This window comes from Sphingobium sp., assembly GCF_035511395.1.
Classification (GTDB): Bacteria; Pseudomonadota; Alphaproteobacteria; order Sphingomonadales; family Sphingomonadaceae; genus Sphingobium.
In genome coordinates this window covers 1-23,108 of sequence record NZ_DATKFP010000095.1, presented here as the reverse complement: position 1 = coordinate 23,108, position 23,108 = coordinate 1, and the positions used below count along the sequence as shown (strand labels likewise).

General features: G+C 65.0%; 15 protein-coding genes and 2 pseudogenes. 14 read left to right on the top strand and 3 right to left on the bottom strand.

Annotated elements, in window-relative coordinates; translation table 11 throughout:
* Positions 1-27: 27 nt before the first annotated feature.
* On the bottom strand, positions 28-3,051 hold the full coding sequence (locus VMR39_RS05835; protein WP_325415057.1) for a glycosyl hydrolase family 28-related protein: 3,024 nt from the start codon (positions 3,049-3,051) through the stop codon (positions 28-30).
* A 168-nt stretch (positions 3,052-3,219) separates the two neighbouring features.
* Here VMR39_RS05835 and VMR39_RS05830 point away from each other — a divergent pair, with 168 nt between their 5' ends.
* Positions 3,220-3,750, top strand: a complete 531-nt coding sequence (locus VMR39_RS05830; protein ID WP_325415056.1) for a gluconokinase — start codon at positions 3,220-3,222, stop codon at positions 3,748-3,750.
* 63 nt (positions 3,751-3,813) lie between these two features.
* On the opposite strand, the gene VMR39_RS05825 is transcribed toward VMR39_RS05830, so the two are convergent.
* Both VMR39_RS05825 and VMR39_RS05820 read right to left on the bottom strand, forming a co-directional pair.
* Entirely contained in the window at positions 3,814-5,442 is a 1,629-nt protein-coding gene (locus VMR39_RS05825) for a GMC family oxidoreductase (RefSeq protein ID WP_325415055.1), read from the bottom strand.
* A gap of 100 nt (positions 5,443-5,542) precedes the next feature.
* Positions 5,543-6,493 (bottom strand): aldo/keto reductase, encoded by a 951-nt coding sequence (locus tag VMR39_RS05820; RefSeq protein WP_325415054.1) that lies wholly within the window; start codon positions 6,491-6,493, stop codon positions 5,543-5,545.
* A 168-nt stretch (positions 6,494-6,661) separates the two neighbouring features.
* Here VMR39_RS05820 and VMR39_RS05815 point away from each other — a divergent pair, with 168 nt between their 5' ends.
* The 13 genes and pseudogenes from VMR39_RS05815 to VMR39_RS05755 form a co-directional block, all read left to right on the top strand.
* The gene (locus tag VMR39_RS05815) at positions 6,662-8,257 is read left to right on the top strand and encodes a long-chain-fatty-acid--CoA ligase (protein ID WP_325415053.1); all 1,596 of its coding nucleotides are present in this window, start codon (positions 6,662-6,664) and stop codon (positions 8,255-8,257) included.
* Between the two features lie 12 nt (positions 8,258-8,269).
* A complete protein-coding gene (locus VMR39_RS05810) occupies positions 8,270-9,094 on the top strand; it encodes an SDR family oxidoreductase (protein WP_325415052.1) in 825 nt (274 codons plus the stop codon).
* Between the two features lie 6 nt (positions 9,095-9,100).
* Positions 9,101-9,985: an enoyl-CoA hydratase gene (locus VMR39_RS05805; protein ID WP_325415051.1), complete on the top strand. Its 885-nt coding sequence runs from the start codon at positions 9,101-9,103 to the stop codon at positions 9,983-9,985.
* Positions 9,986-10,173: 188 nt separating this feature from the next.
* Positions 10,174-10,450 (top strand): annotated as a pseudogene (locus VMR39_RS05800) (SDR family NAD(P)-dependent oxidoreductase); the annotation flags it as partial.
* Between the two features lie 126 nt (positions 10,451-10,576).
* Entirely contained in the window at positions 10,577-11,248 is a 672-nt protein-coding gene (locus VMR39_RS05795) for a DUF4197 domain-containing protein (protein ID WP_325415050.1), read from the top strand.
* A 73-nt stretch (positions 11,249-11,321) separates the two neighbouring features.
* Entirely contained in the window at positions 11,322-11,585 is a 264-nt protein-coding gene (locus tag VMR39_RS05790; RefSeq protein ID WP_325415049.1) for a hypothetical protein, read from the top strand.
* A gap of 221 nt (positions 11,586-11,806) precedes the next feature.
* A complete protein-coding gene (locus VMR39_RS05785; protein ID WP_325415048.1) occupies positions 11,807-15,187 on the top strand; it encodes a glycosyltransferase in 3,381 nt (1,126 codons plus the stop codon).
* On the top strand, positions 15,184-15,942 hold the full coding sequence (locus VMR39_RS05780; protein ID WP_325415047.1) for an AcvB/VirJ family lysyl-phosphatidylglycerol hydrolase: 759 nt from the start codon (positions 15,184-15,186) through the stop codon (positions 15,940-15,942). The genes VMR39_RS05785 and VMR39_RS05780 overlap by 4 nt, the downstream gene beginning before the upstream one ends.
* Positions 15,939-18,563 carry a bifunctional lysylphosphatidylglycerol flippase/synthetase MprF gene (gene mprF, locus VMR39_RS05775; RefSeq protein ID WP_325415046.1) on the top strand — a complete coding sequence of 875 codons (2,625 nt, stop codon included), beginning with the start codon at positions 15,939-15,941 and terminating at the stop codon, positions 18,561-18,563. The genes VMR39_RS05780 and mprF overlap by 4 nt, the downstream gene beginning before the upstream one ends.
* Complete coding sequence (locus VMR39_RS05770; protein ID WP_325415045.1) at positions 18,560-19,246, top strand: response regulator transcription factor; 687 nt, start codon at positions 18,560-18,562, stop codon at positions 19,244-19,246. The genes mprF and VMR39_RS05770 overlap by 4 nt, the downstream gene beginning before the upstream one ends.
* Before the next feature lie 8 nt (positions 19,247-19,254).
* Positions 19,255-20,607, top strand: a complete 1,353-nt coding sequence (locus tag VMR39_RS05765; RefSeq protein ID WP_325415044.1) for a HAMP domain-containing sensor histidine kinase — start codon at positions 19,255-19,257, stop codon at positions 20,605-20,607.
* 208 nt (positions 20,608-20,815) lie between these two features.
* A complete protein-coding gene (locus VMR39_RS05760) occupies positions 20,816-22,894 on the top strand; it encodes a nucleotide synthetase (protein ID WP_325415043.1) in 2,079 nt (692 codons plus the stop codon).
* Positions 22,895-22,921: 27 nt separating this feature from the next.
* A pseudogene (locus VMR39_RS05755) lies at positions 22,922-23,108 on the top strand (DUF4071 domain-containing protein); the annotation flags it as partial.

The window sequence follows — 23,108 nt, the reverse complement described above, 5'->3', positions numbered from 1 at the left end:
CGTAGGTGCGGCGGAATGGCGCGTTTCTTACGGTTTTGCGGTGTAGAGCGCATGATGCGTCAGGATGAAGAGCGTCCGCTTGTCCGGCCCGCCGAACAGGATCTGCAACGGCCGATCGGGCACGTCGATACGTCCCGTCTCCCTGCCATCGGGGCCGTAGATGAAGACCTGTCCGTTCGCGACATAGACGCGACCCTGCCCATCGACCGCGACGCTTTCGCCACCACGATTGGTGAAGCGCTTGAGGTCGGTCAGCGTCCCGCCAGCGCCCACGGTGCCGCTATAGGTGACATTCTCCGACCCGTTGGTGACGAACAGGCGCTCGCCCGGCTTGCCGCCGATCAGGCCATTGGCGTTCAGGCTATCGGACCAGCGCCAGCCGGTGTGATCAATCGGCCCCTGTTGCCAGGTGCGGAAGGCAGGCAGGGACAGGCTGCCGTCGGGCGATACATATTCCTTCGCCTTGGGCGTACCGACATCGCGGGCGAACATTTCGGCGAGCGTCGTGAATTCATAGGTCTTGTGATCGAGCTGGTCGCGGAATTCCCCATTATTCCACCAGTTGACCGGCAGCAGCGTTTCCGTCGCGCCGCCCGCCCGCACCGGCGTCGGCTGGATCAAAGTCATCTGGTCCTTCGGTCCTTCCGGGTCGACCGAATAGACGCCGCCCTTCGGGCCCAGCGAGGACAGTATCAGCAGATGGCCCGATCCGTCGATCGCCAGATTGACCGGGTCGAGCGCATTGTCGCGGACGATTTCCAGCCCCTTGGCTTCGGTCCAGCGATGGATGCGCTGGAAACGGCGGTCGATGAAGTAGAGCGCACCCTTGGCATCCACAGCCGCGCCGGAGATCGACCAGAAACCGTCTTCCAGCTTCTCGACCTTCGCGCTGCTGGGCGAATCCGGCGCGATCTTGCGATCGGGCGCACCGATGTCGAGCTTGGCGAATTCGCGCTCGCGGACGAACAGTTTGCGGCTCACATCCTCGATCGCATTGTCGAACGGATATTTGCTCGCCCGCAGGAACGTGCCGCACCCTTTGTCGTCGCAGGTCGCGAAGCCGCTCTCGGCGTTGATATGGACGTTGCGGAAGCGGATGTCGCTCGAATTGGTCAGCTTCACCGCGCTTTCTTCCGGCGCATAGGTGCGCGTCACGCGATAGCCATGATAGTTGGCGAACAGCAGATTGCTCGAATTGCGGATGTCGAGCGAGATGGCGTCCGGGCCGTCATCCACTTCCTGTTCGGTCTGCGGCGCCAGAAACTCCCAATTCTGCACATTGTCGAGGACGATCTCGTTCCGGGCATGATGTTCGACCGACATTTCATAGACATGGCCGGGCGTGCTGGTGTTGGTGATATGCAGGCCCGACTGGGCGAAGCTGTTGGGGCTCCATACGTCGGCGAAGGTGCCGCCGCCGCCGTCCGTCACCCAGATGCTGGGATATTGGGCGTCGAGCCGTCCGTCCGTGACCGGATCGCCGGTGTTCACCCGCAATGCGCCCAGCATCTTGCCATCGGCGGTCGGGGTACCGCCGCCGCCCATGATCTTGACGTCCTCGACCAGGCTTTTCTCACCGGACCGCCACAGCAGCGCGGACGCGCGTGGGTTGATCCGGCCGGTGAAAAGGCCAAGGCCCGAAAGGATATTATCGCCGCCCTTGGGGCTTTCCAGGATCGGCAGCACCGGACCCAATCCGGCATGGGCCGGGTTGCTGTCGGGAATATAGAGCTGCGTGATCGCAGGGTGCAGGCCGATCAGCACGCTGTCGGGGCGTAGCGTCAGTCTGTCCGTCACCTTGTAGAAGCCGACCGGAAAATAGAGGATGCGGTGGCTGTCGATCGCCTTCTGGATCGCGGCAGTGTCGTCGGCCTTGCCGTCGCCCATTGCGCCTAGAGTACGCACATTCACCCATTCGCTCATCGGCGGCAGGTCGCGGATCGCGCCTTCGCGCGCGGCGGGCAGGGCGGTCAGGGACTGGATGTCCGCCTCCGTCTTATATTCTCCGGTGTGGCCCAGGTCCGGGATGGCGAGGCCGTAGGAGAAATTGGCGACCCTGTAGGCCTTGCCCTTGCCGTCAACCGTCTTGCCGCTGTCGCGGAAACGGACGAAGACGGGGCTGTTGATCGCCAGCGCATTGTCGAAGCCGACCTGGGTGAAGACATTCTTCTCGTTCGAGATGACGACGCCCGCCTTCGACACATTTTCGAAGCGGACATCCTTGCCCCAGAGGCTGTCGCTGTAGCCGCGGTCGATCTCTATCCCGACCGGCGTGTTGCGGATCGCGACGTTGACCAGCGTCAGGTCGACCTCATGCTCGCGGATCGCCGCGTCGCGCTGTCCGTCGAAGGTCGAATCCAGCAGCGTGAACTGCCAGGCGGGGGAGGTCTTTTCCGTGACGATGCCATAGCGACCGCCTTGGAAATGGACATTCTCGATGACGTTGCCCGCCTGATAGACGCCGGCAAAGGCTGTCCCGAGGCGGAACTCCATATGGCTGAGGAAAGCATGTTGGGCCATGCGGAAGCGCACGCCCGCCGCCGCCGGATTGCCTGCCCCGATCTCTATGTCGACATTGCTCATCGACGAATAGAAGGTGCCCGAATTGGCGTCGCGGACGATCTTGTCGCGCGGTACGACGGTCGGCACCGGCACCGGCACCTTGCCGACCTGATACTGGTCGCCACCCGCAAAGATGACCATGGTCGACACGCCCTGCTGGAAGCCCGGCGTATTGGCGCCCAGCAGCAGGACCGGGCGGGTCGGCCCGACGCCATAGACGCGCACGCCCGCCGGCACGATGAGCGATCGGGTGATACGATAGGTTCCCGACGGCAGGAAGACGATGCCATGGCCAGTCTTGTCGCGGGCCTGATCGAGCGCCTGCTGGATCGCCGCGCTGTCGTCCGCCTTGCCGTCGCCCTTCGCCTTGACCGTAACGGCATGGGGTTCGTCCGGCGCGACGGGGAAAACCGATGTGCCGGCGGCCCAGGCCGGCGCTCCAAGGGTGGTCGCCGCCAGCAAAGCCGCGATCATGCTGCGTCCGATCATAGCTGCCTCTCCATGCAGTTATCGCCTTGAGTCGCATGGCTAAAGGCGGGGGCGGGTCTTGGCACTTGCGACAAAGGTCGTAGTTTTCATGGACCTGCATCGGTCGGTATAGCCGGGGGACTTCATCGCGATGCCCATGTGCGTCGCCTGCCTGCAAGGGATGCTGTTTTGCCGCCATCTGTCGACCCCGCCCCGACATCGCCTCTGGCGGTCATCGTCATGGGCGTCAGCGGCTGCGGCAAGTCCACGCTGGGAGCGCTACTGGCCGAGGCGTTCGACTGTCCCTTTCTGGAAGGCGACAGCTTCCATTCGGGCGAAGCGGTGGAAAAGATGCGCAGCGGTTGCCCACTGACTGACGATGATCGCTGGCCATGGCTCGACCGTCTGGGGCAGGCTGTGGCGACGAGCGTTGAAGACCATGGCGTCGCCGTTGCAGCCTGCTCGGCGCTGCGCCACGTCTATCGCGATCGGCTGCGCGCTGCGATCGGCGTTCCAGTGCGCTTCATCCTGCTGGAAAACAGCCGGGAACAGTTGCTGGCGCGGCTCAACAATCGTCCCGGCCATTATATGCCCGCCAGCCTGCTCGACAGCCAGCTGGCGACGCTGGAGCCGCCCTTGCCGCAGGAGGGGGCGATGATCCTGACCACGGACGCTTCGCCGATCGACCTGCGCGACCGTTCGCTCGCCTGGTTGCGCTGAAAAGCGCGGTTTTCCGCCGAAGGCCACAGTAGGCGCGCCTGCCTGATGGGAGGCGGTTCGCGTCTATGTGCTGCGCCTGCTACGCTGGATCACCTCGCCCGCACGCCAGCCCAGCGCCATGGCAGGGCCGTTGGTATTGCCGGAAATGAGGCCCGGCATGGCGGAACAGTCCACCACGCGCAGCCCTTCGACACCGCGAACCCGCAGGTCCGCGTCGAGTACGGAATCGTTCGATCCGCCCATGGCGCAGGTGCCGACCGCATGCGTGCCGCACCGGCCGTAGAGGCGCAGCGCCTTGTCGATCTCCGCATCCGTTTCGAAGGCGCGGCCGGGCAGCAATTCCTCGCCGACATAAGGCGCGATCGCGCCCTGTTGCAGGATGCGGCGCATATATCGGATGGACGCGATGCCGGTCTTCACGTCCTCCGGCGTCGTCAGCCAGTTGGGATTGATGATCGGTGGCGCGGCCGGATCGGCGCTGCTGATCTCTACCGAGCCCTCGGACGTCAGGCCCACCAGCTGGCCATAGAGCGTCATGCCGGGTTCGTCCTCCACGGCGGCGAGCTGGACGGGGGCGTTGGCATTGGTGACCCGCTTGAAGGTGAAGGCGCTCCAGAAAAGCTGGAGGTCGGGCCGCGACGCATCGGCATGGCTGCGCACGAAGGCGCCCACCTCATAGGGGCCAGTCGCCATCGGGCCATCATGCTTCAGATAATAGCGCAGCACATTGCCGACCAGCCGCAGCCCCTGAAACTCGCGATTATTGCCCTTTGCGCCGCGCAGCCGATGCGGCAGCGATATGCCGAGATGTTCAAGCAGCCGGTGTCCGACCGCCGGGCTGTCCGCGACGATGTCGATGCCAAGCGAAGCGAGCCGCTGCGCCGCCCCCACGCCGGAGCGTTGCAGGATCAGCGGCGATACGACGGCCCCGGTGGACAGGATGACTTCGCCTGCTGCGGCGAAGAAGGTGGGCTGGCCATGGACGACGGCGTCCACCCCCACGGCGCGCCTGCCATCGAAACGGATGCGGTCGACCTGCGCGCCGGTCACGACCTTGACATTGGGGCGCCTGCTCGCGGGTTTGAGGAATATCAGTGCGGCGCTCTGGCGGCGGCCATCCTTGATATTGTGGGAATAATAGCCGATCCCTTCCTGATCCTCGCCATTGAGGTCGTCTTTGCGCCGAAGGCCCATCTGCTCGCCCGCGCGGATCATCGCCTCGGCCAGCGGATAGCGATATTTGCCGGTGCTGATGTGCAGAGGCCCGCCCACGCCTCGGCCGTCGCCCGCGCCCAGTTCATGATCCTCGATCGCCTGATAGGCGCGCTTCATTTTGTCCCAGCCCCAGCCGGTAGCGCCGCGCCGGACCCATTGCTCATAATCTTCCGGCTGGCCGCGGACATAGATCATGCCGTTGATTGAGGAAGAACCGCCCAGCCCCTTGCCGCGTACCCAGCTTTCGGTTGACGGCACGTCAGGCAGGCGGCGCTGGTCCACCTGATAATGCCAAGCATAGCGGGGGTTCGCGGCAACCTTGCCGATCCCTTTGGGCATGTGGATCATAGGACTGTCGTCAGTGCCGCCTGCCTCCAGCATCAGCACACTATAGCGTCCATCAGCGGAAAGTCGGTCAGCCAGCACGCAACCTGACGATCCCGCACCGACGATGATATAGTCCCAACTTTCGGACACTCGCTACTCTCCTGACATGTGATTACATAAAAAGTAGAACATGATATCATTTTCTGCAACCGGATTTAGAGCGGGCGACCAGAAAGGGAGGAGCCGGAGTCTAAATCGCGATGTCCAGCAGACGCCGCTGTTCGGGTGTCAGCTTCACATTGGTCCCCACGATCAGCGCATCCATTTGCGCGGCGTTGGTTGCGCTGGCGATCGGCGCGAGGATGCCGGGCTTTCCCCGTACCCATGCCATCGCGATTTCGGGCAGGCTGAAGCCGGTGTCGGCCGCGATGGCATCCATCGCCGCGAGTATGGCCGGCCCGTTTTCGTCGACATAGGGACGCAGCCATGTTTCGCGCGGCGTGCCGAGAATATCGGCGGCATCGCGATATTTGCCGGTCAGATAGCCGCCGCCCAGGCCGTAGAAAGGGACGACCGCCAGTTTTTCCGCCAAAGCCAGTTGCTCCAGCGGACCTTCATAGCTGTCGCGAACAGCCAGATTATATTTGGGCTGAATCATCTTGAACCGATGGAATCCATTCGCATCGGCAATGTATAGAGCCTCCGCCAGCCGTTTGGCGGTGAAGTTGGAAGCGGCCAGCATCCGGACCTTGCCCTGCCGGACCAGCGCGTCGAATGCGGCCAGCGTTTCCTCCAATGGTGTGGCCTGGTCGTCGATATGGGCAAAATAAATGTCGATGACGTCGGTCCGGAGCCGTCGCAGCGACGCATCGGCCGCTTCCCTTATCCGGGCGGCGCTGAGGCCGTTGCCCGCCGGCCCCTCCAGCAGCCCGACCTTGGTGGCGATCGTCATATCATTGCGCCGTCCACTGGTCGCCAGCCATTCGCCGATCATCCGTTCGGATTCTCCGCCCTTGTTACCCGGCACCCAGGCCGCATAATAGTCGGCGGTATCGATCAAGGTGCCGCCCGCGTCGGCAAAACGGTCGAGGACGGCGAAGCTGGCGGCACGATCGGCTGTCCAGCCGAACACATTGCCGCCCAGCATCAGCGAAAGCGCTGGGCGATCGCCGATGGTCCATGCGGGCTTGCTGACGGTCACAGGCTATTCTCCATCAATATATAACGAGTATTATTTTTATTGACTGGAGCATGAATCGCTCTGGCGCAATACCCCTTTTATCGCTTATAGAGAAAGGCGGACGCGTTGCGTAATTTTAACGAGAGAGGATCATGATGGTCGCTACCGATCGCACTTGGGAGGCCGTCCTTGTCTGACGTTGCTAAAGATCCTGCCGCGCCACTTTTCACCTCCCTTGCGGACATGATCGATGCGCAGGAACAGCGTTACGGCGACAAGGTGGCGTTGCGTTTCCAGGCGCGCGAAAGCAGCTATGCAGACCTGGCACGCGGCAGTCGTGAAGCGGCTGGCGCGCTACGGGCATCCGGGTGCGAGGTGGGGGATCGCATCGGCTATTTCGGCAAGAATAGCGATATATATTATGAGTTGCTGCTGGGTGCCGCGCGCGCCGGCGTGACGCTCGTGCCCATCAACTGGCGGCTCGCCATGCAAGAAGCGGGCTGGATCCTGGAGGATGCCGGTTGCTGCCTGCTGTTCGTGACCCCGGATCATGCCGAAGACATGACGCAGCTGGCAGCAGGCCTGCCACACCCGCCCCATGTCATCGTTGTCGACGGCGACGATCCGTCCAGCGCCTATACATCTTGGCGGACATCGGGCATCGGGTCGGAGATGCAGGATGTGCGCGATCCTGAAGCGATCGCCGTCCAGATCTACACGTCGGGCACGACGGGGCGCCCCAAAGGCGCGCTGCTCAGCCAACGCGCACTCCTGGCCTTCCGGTCCCTGCCGGAGGAGGCGCAACCAGAATGGAATCGCTGGACGCAGGAGGATGTCAGCCTGATCGTCATGCCGCAATTCCATATCGGCGGCACCGGCTTTGGCCTGCAGACGCTGTGCGCGGGCGCGACCGGGCTGGTGGCGGAGGAGTTCAGCGCCGGCCTTGTGCTTGACGCGATCGAGCATCAGCGCCTCAGCAAGCTGTTCACCGTGCCGTCCGCGCTGCAATTCATCATGCGCCATCCGCGTGCGCGGCAGGTGGATTATGGCCGCATCCGGACTATCGTCTATGGCGCATCCCCCATGCCGCTGGAGGTGCTGCGCGAGGCGATCGACATCTTCCAGTGCGGCTTCGTGCAGCAATATGGCATGACCGAGATGTGCGGCACCATTTCAGTACTTCCGCCCGAAGATCATGAGGCGCAGGGCAATGCGCGCATGGCATCGGCCGGGCGGCCGCTGGACGGGGTGGAGATCGCGATCATCGATCCCGAAGGTCGCCGGCTGGGTCCGGGCGAGAGCGGGGAAGTCGTCATCCGCTCGCCCACCGCCATGAGCGGTTATTGGAACCTGCCCGAAGCGACGGCGGAGGCCTTTGACGCGCAAGGCTATTTCCGGTCGGGCGACGCTGGCTTCCTCGACGCGGACGGCTACCTCCATCTGCGCGACCGCATCAAGGACATGATCGTCAGCGGCGGCGAGAATGTCTTCCCCGCCGAGGTCGAGAATGCGATCAGGGGGCATGCCGATGTCGCGGATGTGGCGGTAATCGGTGTGCCCGATCCGCTCTGGGGCGAGGCGGTGAAGGCCATCGTCGTCCTGCACGCGGGCACGACCGTCGACGCGGAGGCGATCCGCGCGTGGGCGCGTCTTTCGATCGCGGGGTACAAGGTGCCCAAAACCGTCGATTTCATGGATGTCCTGCCGCGCAACGCATCGGGCAAGGTTCTGCGGCGGGAATTGCGCGCGCCCTATTGGGTCGGGCGGGACCGGTCGGTGGCGTGAGGAGAAACTGGCATGAATGACACGCTGAAGGGCAAGACGGGCCTCATCATCGGCGCGGGCACGCGCGACAATATGGCGCAGGTCATCGCGCGCCGCCTCGCCCATGATGGCGCGCGAATGATCCTCGCGGGGCGAGATGCGGCGGAACTGGAGCGTCTGGCGCAGGATATCGACGGCGTTCCCACGACCTGCGACATCACCAGCCAGGAGTCGCTGGCCGTCCTCGCGGAGACGGCGCGGGCACAGGTCGGGGGGCTGGACATCGTCATCAATGCGACCGGTTGGGGCCTGCTGAAACCTTTCGCACTCACCACCGATGCCGAATTGCGGCGGATGACCGACCTCCAGTTCATCGGTCCCTTCCAGTTCTTCCAGGCGATGCTACCGCTGATGCGCCGGGGCAGTTCGCTGATCCAGATCAGCTCGGCCACGGCGACGATTATGCTGGACGACCATAGCGCCTATATGGGGACGAAGGCGGGCATCGACCATGTCGTGCGCTGCATCGCCAATGAATATGGGCCGTGTGGTATTCGCGCCAATTCGGTGTCGCCGGGCATTACTGCTACACCCATGGCGGCGGGGGCGAAGCTGGTGCCGGGCGTCTGGGAAACCTATGAAAAACACTATCCGCTCGGCCGGGCCGGGACCGCGGACGACATTGCCGACGCCGTCGCCTGGCTGGCGAGCGACGGCTGCTTCATGAGCGGCCAGAATCTCCAGGTGAATGGCGGCCTGACCCTGCGCGGTAATCCGACGAGCGAAGAGGTCGACGCCGCTGTCATCGCCGCGACGGGCAAGCCACGTCCGCGTCCATGGCAAAAGCAGGAAGGCTGAAGGCGCGTGGCGATCTACGAAACCGACGAACCCATCCTCTACGAGCGGCGCGCAGCCACCGCGTGGATCAAGCTCAACCGACCGGACTTCGCCAATTCGCAGAATGGGCAGATGCTCTATGCGCTGGACGCTGCCTTTGCGCGGGCTGTCGATGACCCGGATGTGAGGGCGATCATCCTCACCGGCAAGGGCCGGCATTTCTCCTCAGGCCATGACATCGGCACGCCGGGGCGAGATGCCGATCAACCAGCCGAGGCGCGCCGGTCGCTCTGGGGCGATCATAGCCAATTGGATGGCGCTGCCTGGGCCTATGTGCGCGAGCAGGAACTTTATCTCGGTCTCTGCCGACGCTGGCGGGAGATACCCAAGCCAACGATCGCCGCGGTGCATGGAGCCTGTATTGCGGGCGGATTGATGCTCGCCTGGGTATGCGATCTCATCATCGCCTCGCGCGACGCCTTTTTCTCCGATCCCGTGCTGCGCATGGGCATTCCGGGCGTCGAATATTGCGCCCATGCGTTCGAGATGCACCCGCGTGTCGCGCGCGAATTTCTGTTTCTGGGCGACCGGATGAGCGCGGAGCGCGCCTATTCGCTCGGCATGGTCAACCGTCTGGTGGAACGCGATGCGCTGGAGGCGGAGGCGGCCGCCGTCGCGGAACGGCTGGCGGCGGTGCCTCCCTTCGGCCTGACCCTGGCCAAGCAGGTGCTGAACCAGACCGAGGATGCGATGGGCAAGCGGACGGCGATGGACCTCGCCTTCAACGCGCATCATCTGGCCCACGCCCATGCGAAGATGACCACGGGCAGCGCGATCAGCGGACAGACCGCCCGGACGATCGCCGCTGGACCGGATGAGGCTGCGGATCGATCCGGCAAGCCGGCCGAATAAGAACTGATCGTGACCAGACGAAGACATGGATATCAAGGGCGTAGCTGCGATCGCGACCGGCGTTTCCTTCGACCTTGGTAAGGCAATGGCGACTGAACTGTGCGGCCTTCGCGTCAATGTCAAACTGGCGGACGACGCCAGCGTCAGGGTCGGGCTGGACGCGGCCGAGGCGTTGCATGATGTGCTCGCATTCGGCGTCGAGGGGCGGGATGGTCGGCATGACCCTGCCGATCGCCTGTGGTCTGGCTCAGCACAGGATCCGCGCCATGACGATCGCGCCGGGCATTTTCCTGACCCCTATGCTGGCGGCTGTCCCCCAGCATGTGCAGGACGCATTGGGCGCGCAGGTGCGCTTCCCAGCCGGCTTGGCCGACCAGAAGAATATGCGCAGCTATCATCCGTAATCCGATGTTGAACGGCGAAGTGATCCGCCTCGACGGCGCCATCTGCATGGTGCCGCGCTGATGCAGGGCGGCCGCCTCGACCGGCCCGGCGCGTACAATGAAAGCGGCCCAGACATCGCGCAAGGCATTCAGCGCTCCGCAAGCCTCATGGGGCCATAGCGTCCCTGTGCAAAAAGGGAGACGCGCCATGGATCAATCGATTGACCTTCTCGACAGACGCCGGCTGATCGCGGCGATGGCGCTGCTGCCGCTGGCGGCCTGCGCCACGCCGATGGGGCGCTACACGGTCGAGGATGCCGTGCGGCGGTTGCTCGAATTGTCGAGCGAGCGCGCCTTCGCCCGGCTGACCGGACCAGGCGGCTTCTATGATGATCAGTTGACGCGGATCGTGCCGCCCGATCTGGGGGGTGGAAAGGGTGGTGCGGTGCTGGGCGCGCTGCTGCGCACACGGGCGGTGCGGGATCGCGTGGCGATGGGATTGAACGATGTGGCAGTCGACATGGCCGACAATGCCGCGCCGATCGTGATGGACGCGGTGCGTCGCATGACGCTGACGGACGCGGTGGCGGTGCTGCGCGGCGGGCCGACGGCGGCGACCGACTTGCTGGCGCGGGAAGCGCGCGGATCGGTGGTGGAGATGCTGTTGCCCGGCACCTCCAGCGCCTTGGATTCGGACATGTTCGAAATGCTGACCGCCGCGCTGTCGGCGACCGGCGGCAAGGATTATGCCGCGCTGGCCGACAATGTGTCGGGCCAGATTGGCGACGCCATCTTCCGCGCCATCGGGCGCGAGGAAGCGGAAATTCGCCGCGATCCGCGTGCGACCGGCGACCCGATCCTGATGGCGCTGCTCGGATAGTTTCTGATCGCGCGATTTTCGAGTAGATCGCTTTGGTCTTGATTTCGGCGCCGGAGCGTGGTGACGCAGGCCCATGGAACAGAAATTTCCCGGTGTCGCCAGCATCCCCTGGGATCAGCCCGCGACCATGATAGATCTGGACGGCAAGGCGCCGCTGATCGGCACGATCCGCGATTGCGCCGTCCATTTCGGCCTCTACAAACCCCATGCCAAGGCGCAGGCGCGCATATTGCTGACCCAACCCGTCCATCGGGAAGGGCGCAAGACGCGCACCTGGCTGCTGGAGCCGGAGGAGATTGACGCGCTGGCGGAGAGGCTGAAGCGCGAGACAAATTGACATCGGCCTGCGGGTCAACCGGCGGGACAGAAGATGACGGGCAGGGCAAGCCCGCGTCTTTTACGCTATCAAAAGCACAAATGAACTTATTGTAATATCGCGCCCATCTGCCGGTCAGATGCCCCGCTCTATTGTCCGTCTTGGCCCTAACAGCAGGCCAAATGGGTGAGAGGCGGCACGTCCCCCTGTCGTGCCGCCTCTCCAAGCCATCGAACGGAACGATGCAAAGGCCGATTTTTTACGATGCGAGCGGCCGGCGACGGCGTCTGACGCTTCCTGCACTCTCCCTTGCACTTATCGCCATGCTGGTCGCGGCGATCGCCTTTGCCGTGACGATCGTCGATGTGCCGGTGCCGCCTGCGGTCCCCCTGCGCATGGAACGGCCTCAGCCGGAAAGTATCGGGCAGCGGCTAAATCATCTGGGCGCTTCGCTTCGCAAGCTGGCCGGATGGTTGCCGACCGCATCCCATGGCGGCGCGATCCACCCCGTCAACGTCGCCTTCTATGTGCCATGGGACGATGCCAGCCGCGCCTCGCTGCGACAGCATGTCGCCGATATCGACTGGGTCGCGCCCGCCCTGATTTCTGTCACCGGACCCACGCACGCGCTGCATCTGACGGCCGATCCAGCCTTTACCGCCATCATCAAGGCCGCGCGCCATCGCCCCCAGATCATGCCGGTAGTGCAGAACGTCGCGGACGGGGACTGGGACGGCAGGGGGACCGCCGCACTGCTGCATGACCGCGCCGCCCGCACCCGCTGGCTGGAACAGCTTCTCCCCTACCTCAAGAAACTGCGCGCATCGGGCGTCGTCTTCGATCTGGAGGCGCTGCCCGCCAGCGCCCAGCATGACTATCCGGCCTTCCTGCGACAGGCGTCATCGCTGCTCCACCGGCGGCATTTGCAGGTCATGCTGACCGTGCCGGTGGACGATGCCGGCTGGAACCTTCGCGCTTATGGCCGGGTCGCGGATCGGCTGTTCCTGATGGATTACGACCAGCATTATGTCGGACAGAGCGCCGGTCCGATCGCGGCGCAGCCCTGGTTCGTGGAGCGCCTGCGCGCCGCGCTGGGGAATGTGCCTGCGTCGAAAACGATCGTCGCCGTCGGCAACTATGCCTATGACTGGACCGAAGGCGGCGGCCGGGCCGATACGCTCTCGATCGAGGATGCCTGGCTGTCGGCTCATTATTCGGGCGCGCCGATCCGGTTCGATCCGGCCAGCGGCAATCCGACCTTCGACTATCAGCAGGATGGCCGGGTCCATCACGTCTGGATGCTCGACGCGGCCAGTGCCTGGAACCAGATCCGCGCAGCGCAATTGTCGGGTGTCGGCGGCGTCGCACTCTGGCGTCTGGGTTCGGAAGATCCGGGCTTCTGGTCGGCGCTCGGCGTGCAGAAGGATGTGCCTCCCGGCGCGATGAACCGGCTGACCAGCTTCAACTCCGTCGATGTGGAGGGGCAGGGCGAGATATTGCGGATCGACGACGTCCCCACCATTGGCCATCGGGCCATTCAGATGGGATCGGGCGCGAGCAAGGGGCTGGTCGTCGACGAACGCTATGTCAGCCTGCCCACGCCCTATGTCATCCGCCGGACGGGCTACAGGCCGCACATGGTCGCGCTGACCTTCGACGATGGGCCGGACGCGGTGTGGACGCCGCCGATCCTCGACATATTGAAGGCGGCCCATGTTCCCGCGACCTTCTTCGTCATCGGCGAGAATGCGATCATGCATCCGGGCCTGCTGCGGCGGATCATCGCGCAGGGCAGCGAGATCGGCAGCCACAGCTACACGCATCCCAATCTGGCGCAGGTGTCGCCGCGCGGCGTGTCGCTGGAACTCAACAGTACGCAGCGGTTGATCGAGGCCTATACCGGCCATGCGGTCCGGCTGTTTCGCGCGCCCTATTTCGGCGATGCCGAGCCGACCACGGCGGATGAAATCGGGCCGGCGCTGGAGGCGCAGAAGGCCGGATATTTCAATGTTGGCCTGCATGTCGATCCGGGCGACTGGACGCGGCCGGGCGTGGACGCCATCGTCGCGCGCACTATCCGGCAGGTGGAGGAGGGCAATGCCGACCGGTCGGCGCAGATCGTGCTCCTGCATGACAGCGGCGGCGACCGGGCGCAGACCGTCGCGGCGCTGCCCCGCATCATCCGCGCGCTCCGGGCCAAGGGCTATCAGTTCGTCACCGTATCGACGCTGGCGCGCCTGACTCCGGCTCAGGTCATGCCGCCGATCCGCGGCGCGGACCTCGTGGCGGTGCGGATCGACGTCGCCATCTTCCTGATCGTCGCGTCGGTCGTAACAGTCCTCAAATGGCTGTTCTTCGCCGTTATCCTGTTCGGCATGGGCCGTGCGGTGATGCTGGCCGGGCTGGCTCTGGGCAGCCGGCTGCGCTCCAACCGGGTCGATCCGCCGGCGCCGCGTCCGGGCGAGCATGTGTCCGTCATCATCCCCGCCTATAATGAGGCAAAAGTGATCGAGGCGTCAGTGCGGCGCGTGCTCGCCAGCCGCGACGTGGTGCTGGACGTCATCGTCGTCGACGACGGATCGACCGACGCGACCAACGCGATCGTGGCACGGGCCTTTGCCGATGATGCGCGGGTCCGGCTGCTCACTCTGTCTAACGGCGGCAAGGCGGCGGCGCTCAACCGCGCGCTGGAAATGGCGCGGGCGCCGATCATCGTCGCGCTGGACGCCGATACCCAGTTCGAGGAAATGACGATCGCCCGGCTCGCGCGCTGGTTCGCCGATCCGCAGGTGGGCGCGGTCGCCGGCAACGCCATGGTCGGCAATCGCGTGAACCTCGTCACCCGCTGGCAGGCGGTGGAATATGTGACGGCGCAGAATCTGGAGCGGCGCGCGCTCGCCCGCTTCGGCGCGATCACGGTCGTGCCGGGCGCGGTCGGGGCATGGCGGCGCGCGGCGCTGGACGCCGTGGGCGGCTATCCGCTCGACACGCTGGCCGAGGATCAGGATCTGACGATCGCGGTGCAGCGCGCGGGCTGGCGCATCGCCTATGATACCGAAGCCGTCGCCTGGACCGAAGCGCCCGAAAGCTTCCGCGCCCTTTCGCGCCAGCGTTTCCGCTGGGCCTATGGCACACTGCAATGCCTGTGGAAGCATCGCAGCATCTGGCGCGATGGCAATCCCGCAGGCCTGGCATGGGTCGGCCTGCCCCAGGCCTGGCTGTTCCAGATCGGTTTCGCCATCGTGTCGCCCATCATCGATCTCGCCCTTGTCGTCAGCATGATCGACACGGCGGTGCGGGTGCATCAGCATGGCTGGGCGCAGACCGAAAGCGACGTGCTGCGCATGGGCTTTTACTGGCTGGTCTTCACGGCGGTCGACATTCTCTGCGGCGCGGTCGCCTATCGGCTGGAACCGCGTGAGCGGCACTATCCCGCGCTTCTGCTGGTCGCGCAGCGCATCCTCTACCGCCAGATCATGTATGGCGTCGTCATCCGCGCGGTGGGCACGGCTATATTGGGACCATGGGTCGGCTGGGGTAAGCTGGAACGCACCGGGCGCGTCCAGTCGGGCGAAGGCGCGATCGGAACAGCCGCTCCGATCGGTCGGGAACTTGCGGCATGAAGGCGCTCGGCCGCCCGATCCTGATCGTGGCGGGCATGGTGCTGCTCGGCTTCTGGTATATCGGCTACATCGGCGGCACGCTGTTCGGCATCATGCCGGCCACGGCGCAGGCATCGCCACATCCCCGCGCGGTGGCGCTCTATCTGTCGGGTGACATGGGTTTCCATGCCGGGCTGGGACCGGATATCGTCGAACGACTGAACCGGCACGGCATCAGCGTCGTCACCGTCAACAGCCTGCATTTCTTCCGCACGCGGCGAACGCCCGAGCAGGCGGGCGCGATGATCGCGGACGGGTTGCGCCGCGCGATCTCGATCGATCCGGTCGCGCCCCTGCTGCTGCTCGGCCAGTCGTTCGGCGCGGATGTGATCGCCCCGTCGCTGCCCTATGTGCCGACGCGGCTGCGCGCGCGCATCGCTTTTGTCGGCCTGGTCGTGCCGGGTGCGACGCGGCAATGGCGCGCCTCCCCGACCGAGATATTCTCGATGGGCGAGCCGGAGGAGGATGCGGCCGTCGCGGCGCAGCGTCTCAGTTGGGTGCCGCTGCTCTGCGTTCATGGGCGGGAGGAGGCGGCAAGCCTCTGCCCCGCGCTCCATCAGCGCAACGCCACCCGGATCGCGCTGCCCGGCGGGCATCCGCTGGCGCATGATCCGGACGCGGTGAGCGCCGTCCTGCTGCGCGCCATCGACCAAAGCCTCCCCGCGCCGGAGCGTCTCGCACGATCGGGACAGGCGCGATCGGAACTGGCACGATGACCGCCGCCGCCCTCGAACCTTGGATGCATCGTCGACGGACGCTGCTGGCGATCGGCGGCATGATGCTCGTGACCGCGCTGGGCTTCGCCGCGCTGCATCATCTGCTGGCCGACATGCATGTCCGGGATTTCCGGTCGGCCTTCCATGCGATGCCGGCGCGGGCGATCGTCCTGTCGGCGGGCATGACCATCCTCAGCTATCTGGCGCTCACCTTCTACGATGATATTGCCCTGCTCGGCATGGGGCGGCGCCTGCGCTGGCGGACGGTCGCGCTCGCCTCGTTTTGCAGCTACACGCTCAGCCATAATCTGGGGCTGTCGCTGCTGACAGGCGGATCGGCGCGGCTGCGCATCTATGGCGCGGCCGGTCTGCGGCCCAGCGAAACCGCCCGGATCATCCTGTCGGCCGGTCTGGCCTTCTGGGGCGGCGTGCTGACCATGGCGGCGCTTCTGATGTCCTTCCATCCCATTCCGATGGCGCTGGATGGCCTGTCCGTCGCCCAGCCGATCCAGCGGGCCATCGGTGTCGTCCTGCTGGTCGGCGCGGCGCTGCTGATTCTGGCGCTGGGACAAAGCCCCCGGTCCATCCGCCTGTTCCACTGGACGCTGGCTCTGCCGACGCGGGGTCAGGCGATGGCGCAGATCGGCGTCGCCTGCATCGACCTCACGGCCGCAAGCGCTGCCCTGTTCGTGCTGGTGCCGCATGCCAGCCTCAGCCTCTTCCCGGCCTTCTTCCTTGGCTATGCGTTGGCGATCATCCTCGCGCTCGTCACCCATGTGCCGGGCGGGGTCGGGCTGTTCGAAGCCGTCATGCTGGCCGCCCTGCCGCAGATCGACCGGCCCAGCCTGCTGGCCGCGCTGCTCGCCTATCGCGCCATCTATTATGTCATACCGCTGATCGTCGCGGTCCTGCTGATCGCCGTGCATGAAGCCCGGTCCTGGCGGCAACCGGCCAGCCGGATGCTGGACGGCGCGGAAATGCTGCTGCGCGAAATCGCGCCGGCCTTGCTGGCCGTGCTGGTGGCGGTCGGGGGCATCGTACTGCTGGTGTCGGGATCGCTGCCGGCGGAACCGGGTCGGCTTCGTGCGCTCAACGCCTTCGTCCCCATGCCCTTTCTGGAGGCATCGCATCTGGCGGCCAGCGTGGTCGGCGCGGTGCTGATCCTGTTGGCGTCCGGCCTCTATCGCCGGCTCGACGGCGCCTTCTGGCTCACCCGCCTGCTGCTGGTGTCCGGCGCCGTCTTCTCGCTCATGAAGGGGCTGGATTATGAGGAAGCCACCGTCCTCGTCATCATCGCCGCCCTGTTGCAGGCGAGCCGCTCCGCCTTCTATCGCCGGACCAGCTTCACCACCGCCATCCTTTCACCCGAATGGATCGCCGCGCTGGCGGTGGCGGTCGGCATTTCGATCTGGATCGGCTTCTTCGCCTATCGCCATGTCGATTATCAGAATGACCTTTGGTGGCAGTTCGGCCGTCATCATGATGCCTCGCGCTTCCTGCGTGCCGCGCTGGCGACCGGGGTGGTGGCGATCGGCGCCGCGATCTGGAGCATGCTCCGCCCGGCAACCACCCGCGCGCTGATCGCTACCGAAGCTGCCGCGCCCAGCCCCGCTGCGCTCGCGCTCGCCAGCCGGACGGACGCCTGCCTCGCGCTGACCGGCGACAAGCATTTCCTGGTCTCGCCAACGGGCCGCGCCTTCCTCATGTATCAGGTGCAGGGGCATAGCTGGATCGTCATGGGGGATCCGGTCGGCGATCCCGCCGAATGGTCCGACCTGCTCTGGCAGATACGCGAACGGGCCGATGCGGCGCAGGCCCGGCTGCTCATATATCAGCTCAGCATGGACAGCCTGTCGCTTGCGATCGACCTTGGCCTGTCGATCGTCAAATATGGCGAGGATGCGCGCGTCGACCTGACGCGTTTCATGCTGGACGGTCCCGCTGCGCGCCCGCTGCGCCATGCCGTTCGCCGGGCCGAACGGGAAGGCGCCACGTTCGAAATCGTCCGCGCGGCCGATGTGCCGGCGCTGCTTCCTCGCTTGCGGGCGATTTCGGACCGTTGGCTGGAAGGCAAGGGCGCGACGGAAAAGGGGTTCAGCGTCGGCCGGTTCGACCCGGCCTATCTCTGCCAGTTCGACTGCGCCCTCGTGCGCTGCCATGGCGAGATCGTCGCTTTCGCCAATATCTGGACGACGCCGAACAGGCGCGAAATATCCGTCGATCTGATGCGCCATGACCGGACCATTCCCTATGGTGCGATGGATTTCATGTTCGCCCGGCTGATGCAGTGGGGTGCGGCACAGGGCTATCGCTGGTTCGCGCTCGGCCTTGCGCCCCTTTCCGGCCTTGAAGCGCGCCGGCTGGCATCGCCCTGGGCGAAGGCCGGCGCCTTTCTCTATCGCCATGGCGGCGCCTTCTATGGATTTGAAGGGCTTCGTGCCTATAAGGCGAAGTTCGCGCCGATATGGGAACCGCGCTTCATCGCCGGTCCGCAGGGGCTGTCGATGGCACGCGCCATGGTGGACCTGCAACGGCTGGTCGGCGGTGGCCGGGCGAGCGCGACATCGCATATGCGTGCGCCCGCAAGGGAGCATGCCATGGAAGGGGCAGGCGGATCATGAGCCACAAGGTGCTGCTGATCGAGGATGACGCGACGACGGCAGACTATATCGCCAAGGGTCTGGCCGAGGAGGGCTTCGTCGTCGATCGCGCGGACAATGGCCGCGACGGTCTGTTCATGGCGACCGAACAGGGACATGACGCGATCATCCTCGACCGGATGCTGCCGGGCATGGATGGCATGGCGGTGCTGGCCGCGATGCGGGCGGCGTCGATCACGACGCCGGTCATCATCCTGTCCGCCCTTGCCGAAGCCGACGACCGGGTCGCGGGCCTCACGAGCGGGTCGGACGATTATCTGGCCAAACCCTTCGCCTTCGCCGAACTGCTCGCGCGCCTGCGCATCGTCATACGCCGGCGGACGGGCGCGGAGGAGCGGGAAACGCGGCTGAGTTGCAGCGACCTGGAGGTCGACCTGCTCGCCCGCAAGGTGCGACGGGGCAGGCGCAGCATCGACTTGCAGCCGCGGGAGTTCCGCCTGCTCGACTATCTGCTCCGCCACAAGGGGGAGGTGGTGACACGGACCATGTTGCTGGAAGGCGTGTGGGACTATCATTTCGATCCAGGCACCAATGTCATCGACGTGCATATCAGCCGGCTGCGGCGCAAGATCGATGAGGAGGGGGAAGCGCCGCTGATCCACACCGTCCGGGGCGCGGGCTATCGCCTGAGCGACCGGAGCTGACCCGCACCATGCGCTGGCGCCATTCCGTCATATGGCGTTTTGCCGCCCTCATCTTCCTGATGCAGATCGCCTGCGTGCTCGCGGCTTTGTGGGCGGTGCATCAGTTCACCGCGCGGTCGGTCAACCATGCCAGCCGGGAAGTGGCAGTGGGCCTGCGCGACGATATCGCCGCCACCTATGCCGCCGCTGGCCTGGGCGCGGCAGGGGCGACCGTCCGCAACCGCATCGCCAACGACCGCACCGGGCAGACGGTGATCCTGCTGCTGTCTCCGCGCGGTGAGACGGTCGCGGGCAATCTGGACCGCTGGCCCGCCGGCGTGGGCGTTTCGGAGGAATGGCACCTTGCCAACCTGCTGCGCAACGACCGGCGCGGGCGGGAACCGGAGGTGATCGGCCTCGTCAGCACGCGCTTCCCCGACGGGACGCGGCTGCTGACCGGCCATGTCGTCGAAAATGACCTGCGCTTCGGCGGCTTTCTGGAGACGGCGCTGGTGAGCGCCATCCTGCTCGCCGTGCCGCTCGCGGGTGGAGCCGCCTGGCTTTCGGCGGCGATCATCCGCCGCCGGCTGCGATCGGTGATCGACACCGCGACCGAGATCGGCACGGGCGACATGGGGCGACGGATCGCGCTCACGGGCAGCGACGACATGTTCGATGCGCTGGCACGCGCGATCAACGGAATGCTCGACAGGATCACGGGGCTGGTCGGCGAATTGCGGCTGGTGACGGACGGGCTGGCCCATGATCTGCGCTCCCCGCTTACGCGCCAGCGGGCGGTGATCGAAAATGCGCTCAGCCAGAGCCGCGACGAAGCCGCCATCGGAGCGATGGAACGCGCGCTGGAGGAGAGCGATACGCTGGTCAGGATGCTGAACACCGCGCTCGCCATCAGCCGCGCGGAAGCGGGCATCGGTCGCGGCAGTTTCGCGCCGTTCGATATCGCCGCAATGCTGGATGATTTTCAGGACATGTATGGCGCGGTCGCCGAGGACAAGGGCGTGACGATCGCCGTGGACGCGCCGCCCAGCCTTGTCATCCGCGCCCATCGCGAACTGGTCGCCCAGCTTCTGTCCAACCTGATCGACAATGCCCTGAAATATGGCGGCGACAGGATTCTGCTGTCGGCGCGGCCGGACGCAACAAGCCTGCGCGTGAGCGTCGCGGACAATGGGCCGGGCATCGCCGAAGCGCGCCGGGCGGAGGCGCTCAAGCGGTTCGCGCGGCTGGACGCATCGCGCCATATCACCGGGGCCGGCCTTGGGCTGTCGCTGGCAACGGCGGCAGCGCGGCTGCATGGCGGCGAACTTATCCTGGACGATGCGAAACCGGGCCTGCTGGTGACGGTGATCCTGGCCCCATGACGGTTCGAGTCCTGGCAGCGCGGCACCGGCCATTGCGGCGTGACTTGAGTGATCTCTTTGGCTACCACCGGCGGCTTCTGAACGGGGCGGTTGCGATGGATTGGATAATGGCGTCTCCTGCTGGGGCCGGTGCTTGCCCGACAATATGGCTCGGCGCTGTTCCGGCATCGAGGCAGAACCTTGATGCCGGGAGCCGCCGGTTCTGAGGATGGCCGATCCCGCTTCCGAAACGTCCGGCCTGCCCGCCTATCGCGCCTTTCTCAGCTACAGCCATGCCGACGAGCGCATGGCCGCCCGGCTGCATCGCTGGCTGGAGGCCTATCGCCTTCCGGCACGACTGGCCGGCACCTCCACGCCGCTCGGAACCGTGCCCCGGCGACTGGCGCCGATTTTTCGCGATCGCGCTGAACTTCCGGCGGCGTCCAGCCTCGACCGGGAAGTCCGGCAGGCATTGTCCCGATCGGATGCGCTGATCATCCTCTGCTCCCCGGCGGCCAAGGCATCACGCTGGGTCGACGCCGAAATCAGCCTGTTTCGCGAATTGCGCCCCGACCGGCCCGTCATAGCAGCGCTAATCGAGGGCGAGCCGGCGGACAGTTTTCCCACCGCCCTGTTCGCGCTCGACGCAGATGGAGTCCGGCATGAGCCGATCGCTGCGGACTTTCGACCAAATCAGGACGGCCAAAAGCTCGCTCGTCTCAAGATCGTAGCCGCGCTTACGGGCGTAGGTCTTGACCGGATCATCGAACGCGATGCGCAACGGCAGATCCGACGCGTGATCGGCATCACATTCCTGTCCATTATTCTTGCTCTATTCATGGCGGCGATGCTCATATTTGTCGCGAAGGCGAGAAGTGAGGCGGAAAATCAGAGGCAGCAGGCGGAAGGACTGATCGAATTCATGCTGACAGACCTGCGGGAAAAGTTGAGGGGCGTGGGCCGGCTCGACATTCTCCAGACGGTGAACGAGCGTGCGCTCGACTATTATGCCGACCAGCCTGACCTCTCGGCGCTTCCGCGGGATTCGCTCGAACGGCGCGCGCGTATCCTTCAAGCCATGGGAGAGGATGATTTCAGGCGGCGCGACAAGGCGGGCGCTCTGGCCAAGTTTCGCGAGGCTTATCGTGTGACGAAGGCGCTGATGTCTGCGGAACCGCATAACCCCGAACGGATATTCGCCCACGCGCAGAGCGAGTTCTGGCTCGGCTATGTCGAATATATGCAGGGTCATAATGAGGCAGCGCTTCCCCGCTTCCGAGCCTATGGTGCGCTGGCGCGGCAAATGGTCGACCTTCAGCCGAAGAATGAGAAATATTGGCGGGAACTGAGCTATGCTCAGGGCAATATCTGCACGATCGCCATTGATGATGCCGGCCGTCGGACGCAGGATCTGGACAGTTGTCGCGAAGCACTGGGAACGATGCAGCGCGTGCATCACATGCTGCCGGAAGATCAGGCCGTCGCCGCTGACCTGGCCAATCGGCATGCATGGATGGCGGATGCGCTGCGTCTGAAGGGGGATAATGACGGAGCGCTGGTCCAGCGCAACCGACAGAGCGCCATATTGCGGGGGCTGATCGATAAGGATCCGAAGAATGCGGGCTATATACAGGACTGGATGCTTGCCCGCTATTCGATGTCCCAATTGCTCTACCAAATGGGCCAGCGGCCGCGCGCGGAAGCGCTCCGGGCGGAGGCGCGCCGGGACGTGGACCGGCTCGTCGCGTCCGATCCGGTAAACAAGGACTGGCGGTCCTGGCAGGCCAAATTGTCGCGACCTTTTGAAAATGGCGGGGAACGAAACATGTCGACGTTGAACTATACGCAATATGGGCTTGCGCCGCTGGCGCCGGTCGAACTGTGCGACGATGCCGAACCGATCCGTTTCAACGTCATTCTGAAGGTGGAATGCGACCGGATCGTGCTGCGGTACGAGCAGCCTGCCGCGCCGGGCCGCCGTTATATCGCGATCACGGAGGATTCCCTCGTGGAGATCGCGCTGGTCGGCGATCAACTCTATTTTTCGAAGGCTCTTGAGGGCATCACCACCAAGGAATCCCTGGCCTCCTTCTATGGAGGGGTGGAATATGATGATTATGACGAGAAACTCGATCGATACAAGATTCTCCGCTTCCGCGCGCGCTACAATCAGGGCGGCAAATATGGCACGCGGCACGGATTCAATATCAATATCGACTTCCTTCAGGACATCGATGCCGGGGAGCCGAGATGGATCGGCCTGTCGATCGATCCGGACATCAAGAACCCGCCACCCAAGGATGATTGAGCAGCGCGACAGAGGATATAAGGCGGCATGACTTTTGCGCTTCTGGCCCGGATACGCACGATCGCGCGCGGCGGCGATACGATCCGTGCCTGGCGGGTGTTCAGCGAGGCTGGGCTGCTGGAGGCCCACTATTCCGAGGCGCTGAGCCTGAAGGGGCGCCTGCTCAAGGACAGGGGACTGCGCAGCGAGGGAGAGGATCGCGCTACGCTGTTGT

Bases quoted from the DNA above. Each gene is read 5' to 3' on its own strand.
- VMR39_RS05835 (WP_325415057.1), bottom strand. From the start codon at position 3,051: ATGATCGGACGCAGCATGATCGCGGCTTTGCTGGCGGCGACCACCCTT.
- VMR39_RS05810 (WP_325415052.1), top strand. From the start codon at position 8,270: ATGAATGACACGCTGAAGGGCAAGACGGGCCTCATCATCGGCGCGGGC.
- VMR39_RS05795 (WP_325415050.1), top strand. From the start codon at position 10,577: ATGGATCAATCGATTGACCTTCTCGACAGACGCCGGCTGATCGCGGCG.
- VMR39_RS05790 (WP_325415049.1), top strand. From the start codon at position 11,322: ATGGAACAGAAATTTCCCGGTGTCGCCAGCATCCCCTGGGATCAGCCC.
- VMR39_RS05785 (WP_325415048.1), top strand. From the start codon at position 11,807: ATGCAAAGGCCGATTTTTTACGATGCGAGCGGCCGGCGACGGCGTCTG.
- VMR39_RS05780 (WP_325415047.1), top strand. From the start codon at position 15,184: ATGAAGGCGCTCGGCCGCCCGATCCTGATCGTGGCGGGCATGGTGCTG.
- mprF (WP_325415046.1), top strand. From the start codon at position 15,939: ATGACCGCCGCCGCCCTCGAACCTTGGATGCATCGTCGACGGACGCTG.
- VMR39_RS05770 (WP_325415045.1), top strand. From the start codon at position 18,560: ATGAGCCACAAGGTGCTGCTGATCGAGGATGACGCGACGACGGCAGAC.
- VMR39_RS05765 (WP_325415044.1), top strand. From the start codon at position 19,255: ATGCGCTGGCGCCATTCCGTCATATGGCGTTTTGCCGCCCTCATCTTC.
- VMR39_RS05760 (WP_325415043.1), top strand. From the start codon at position 20,816: ATGGCCGATCCCGCTTCCGAAACGTCCGGCCTGCCCGCCTATCGCGCC.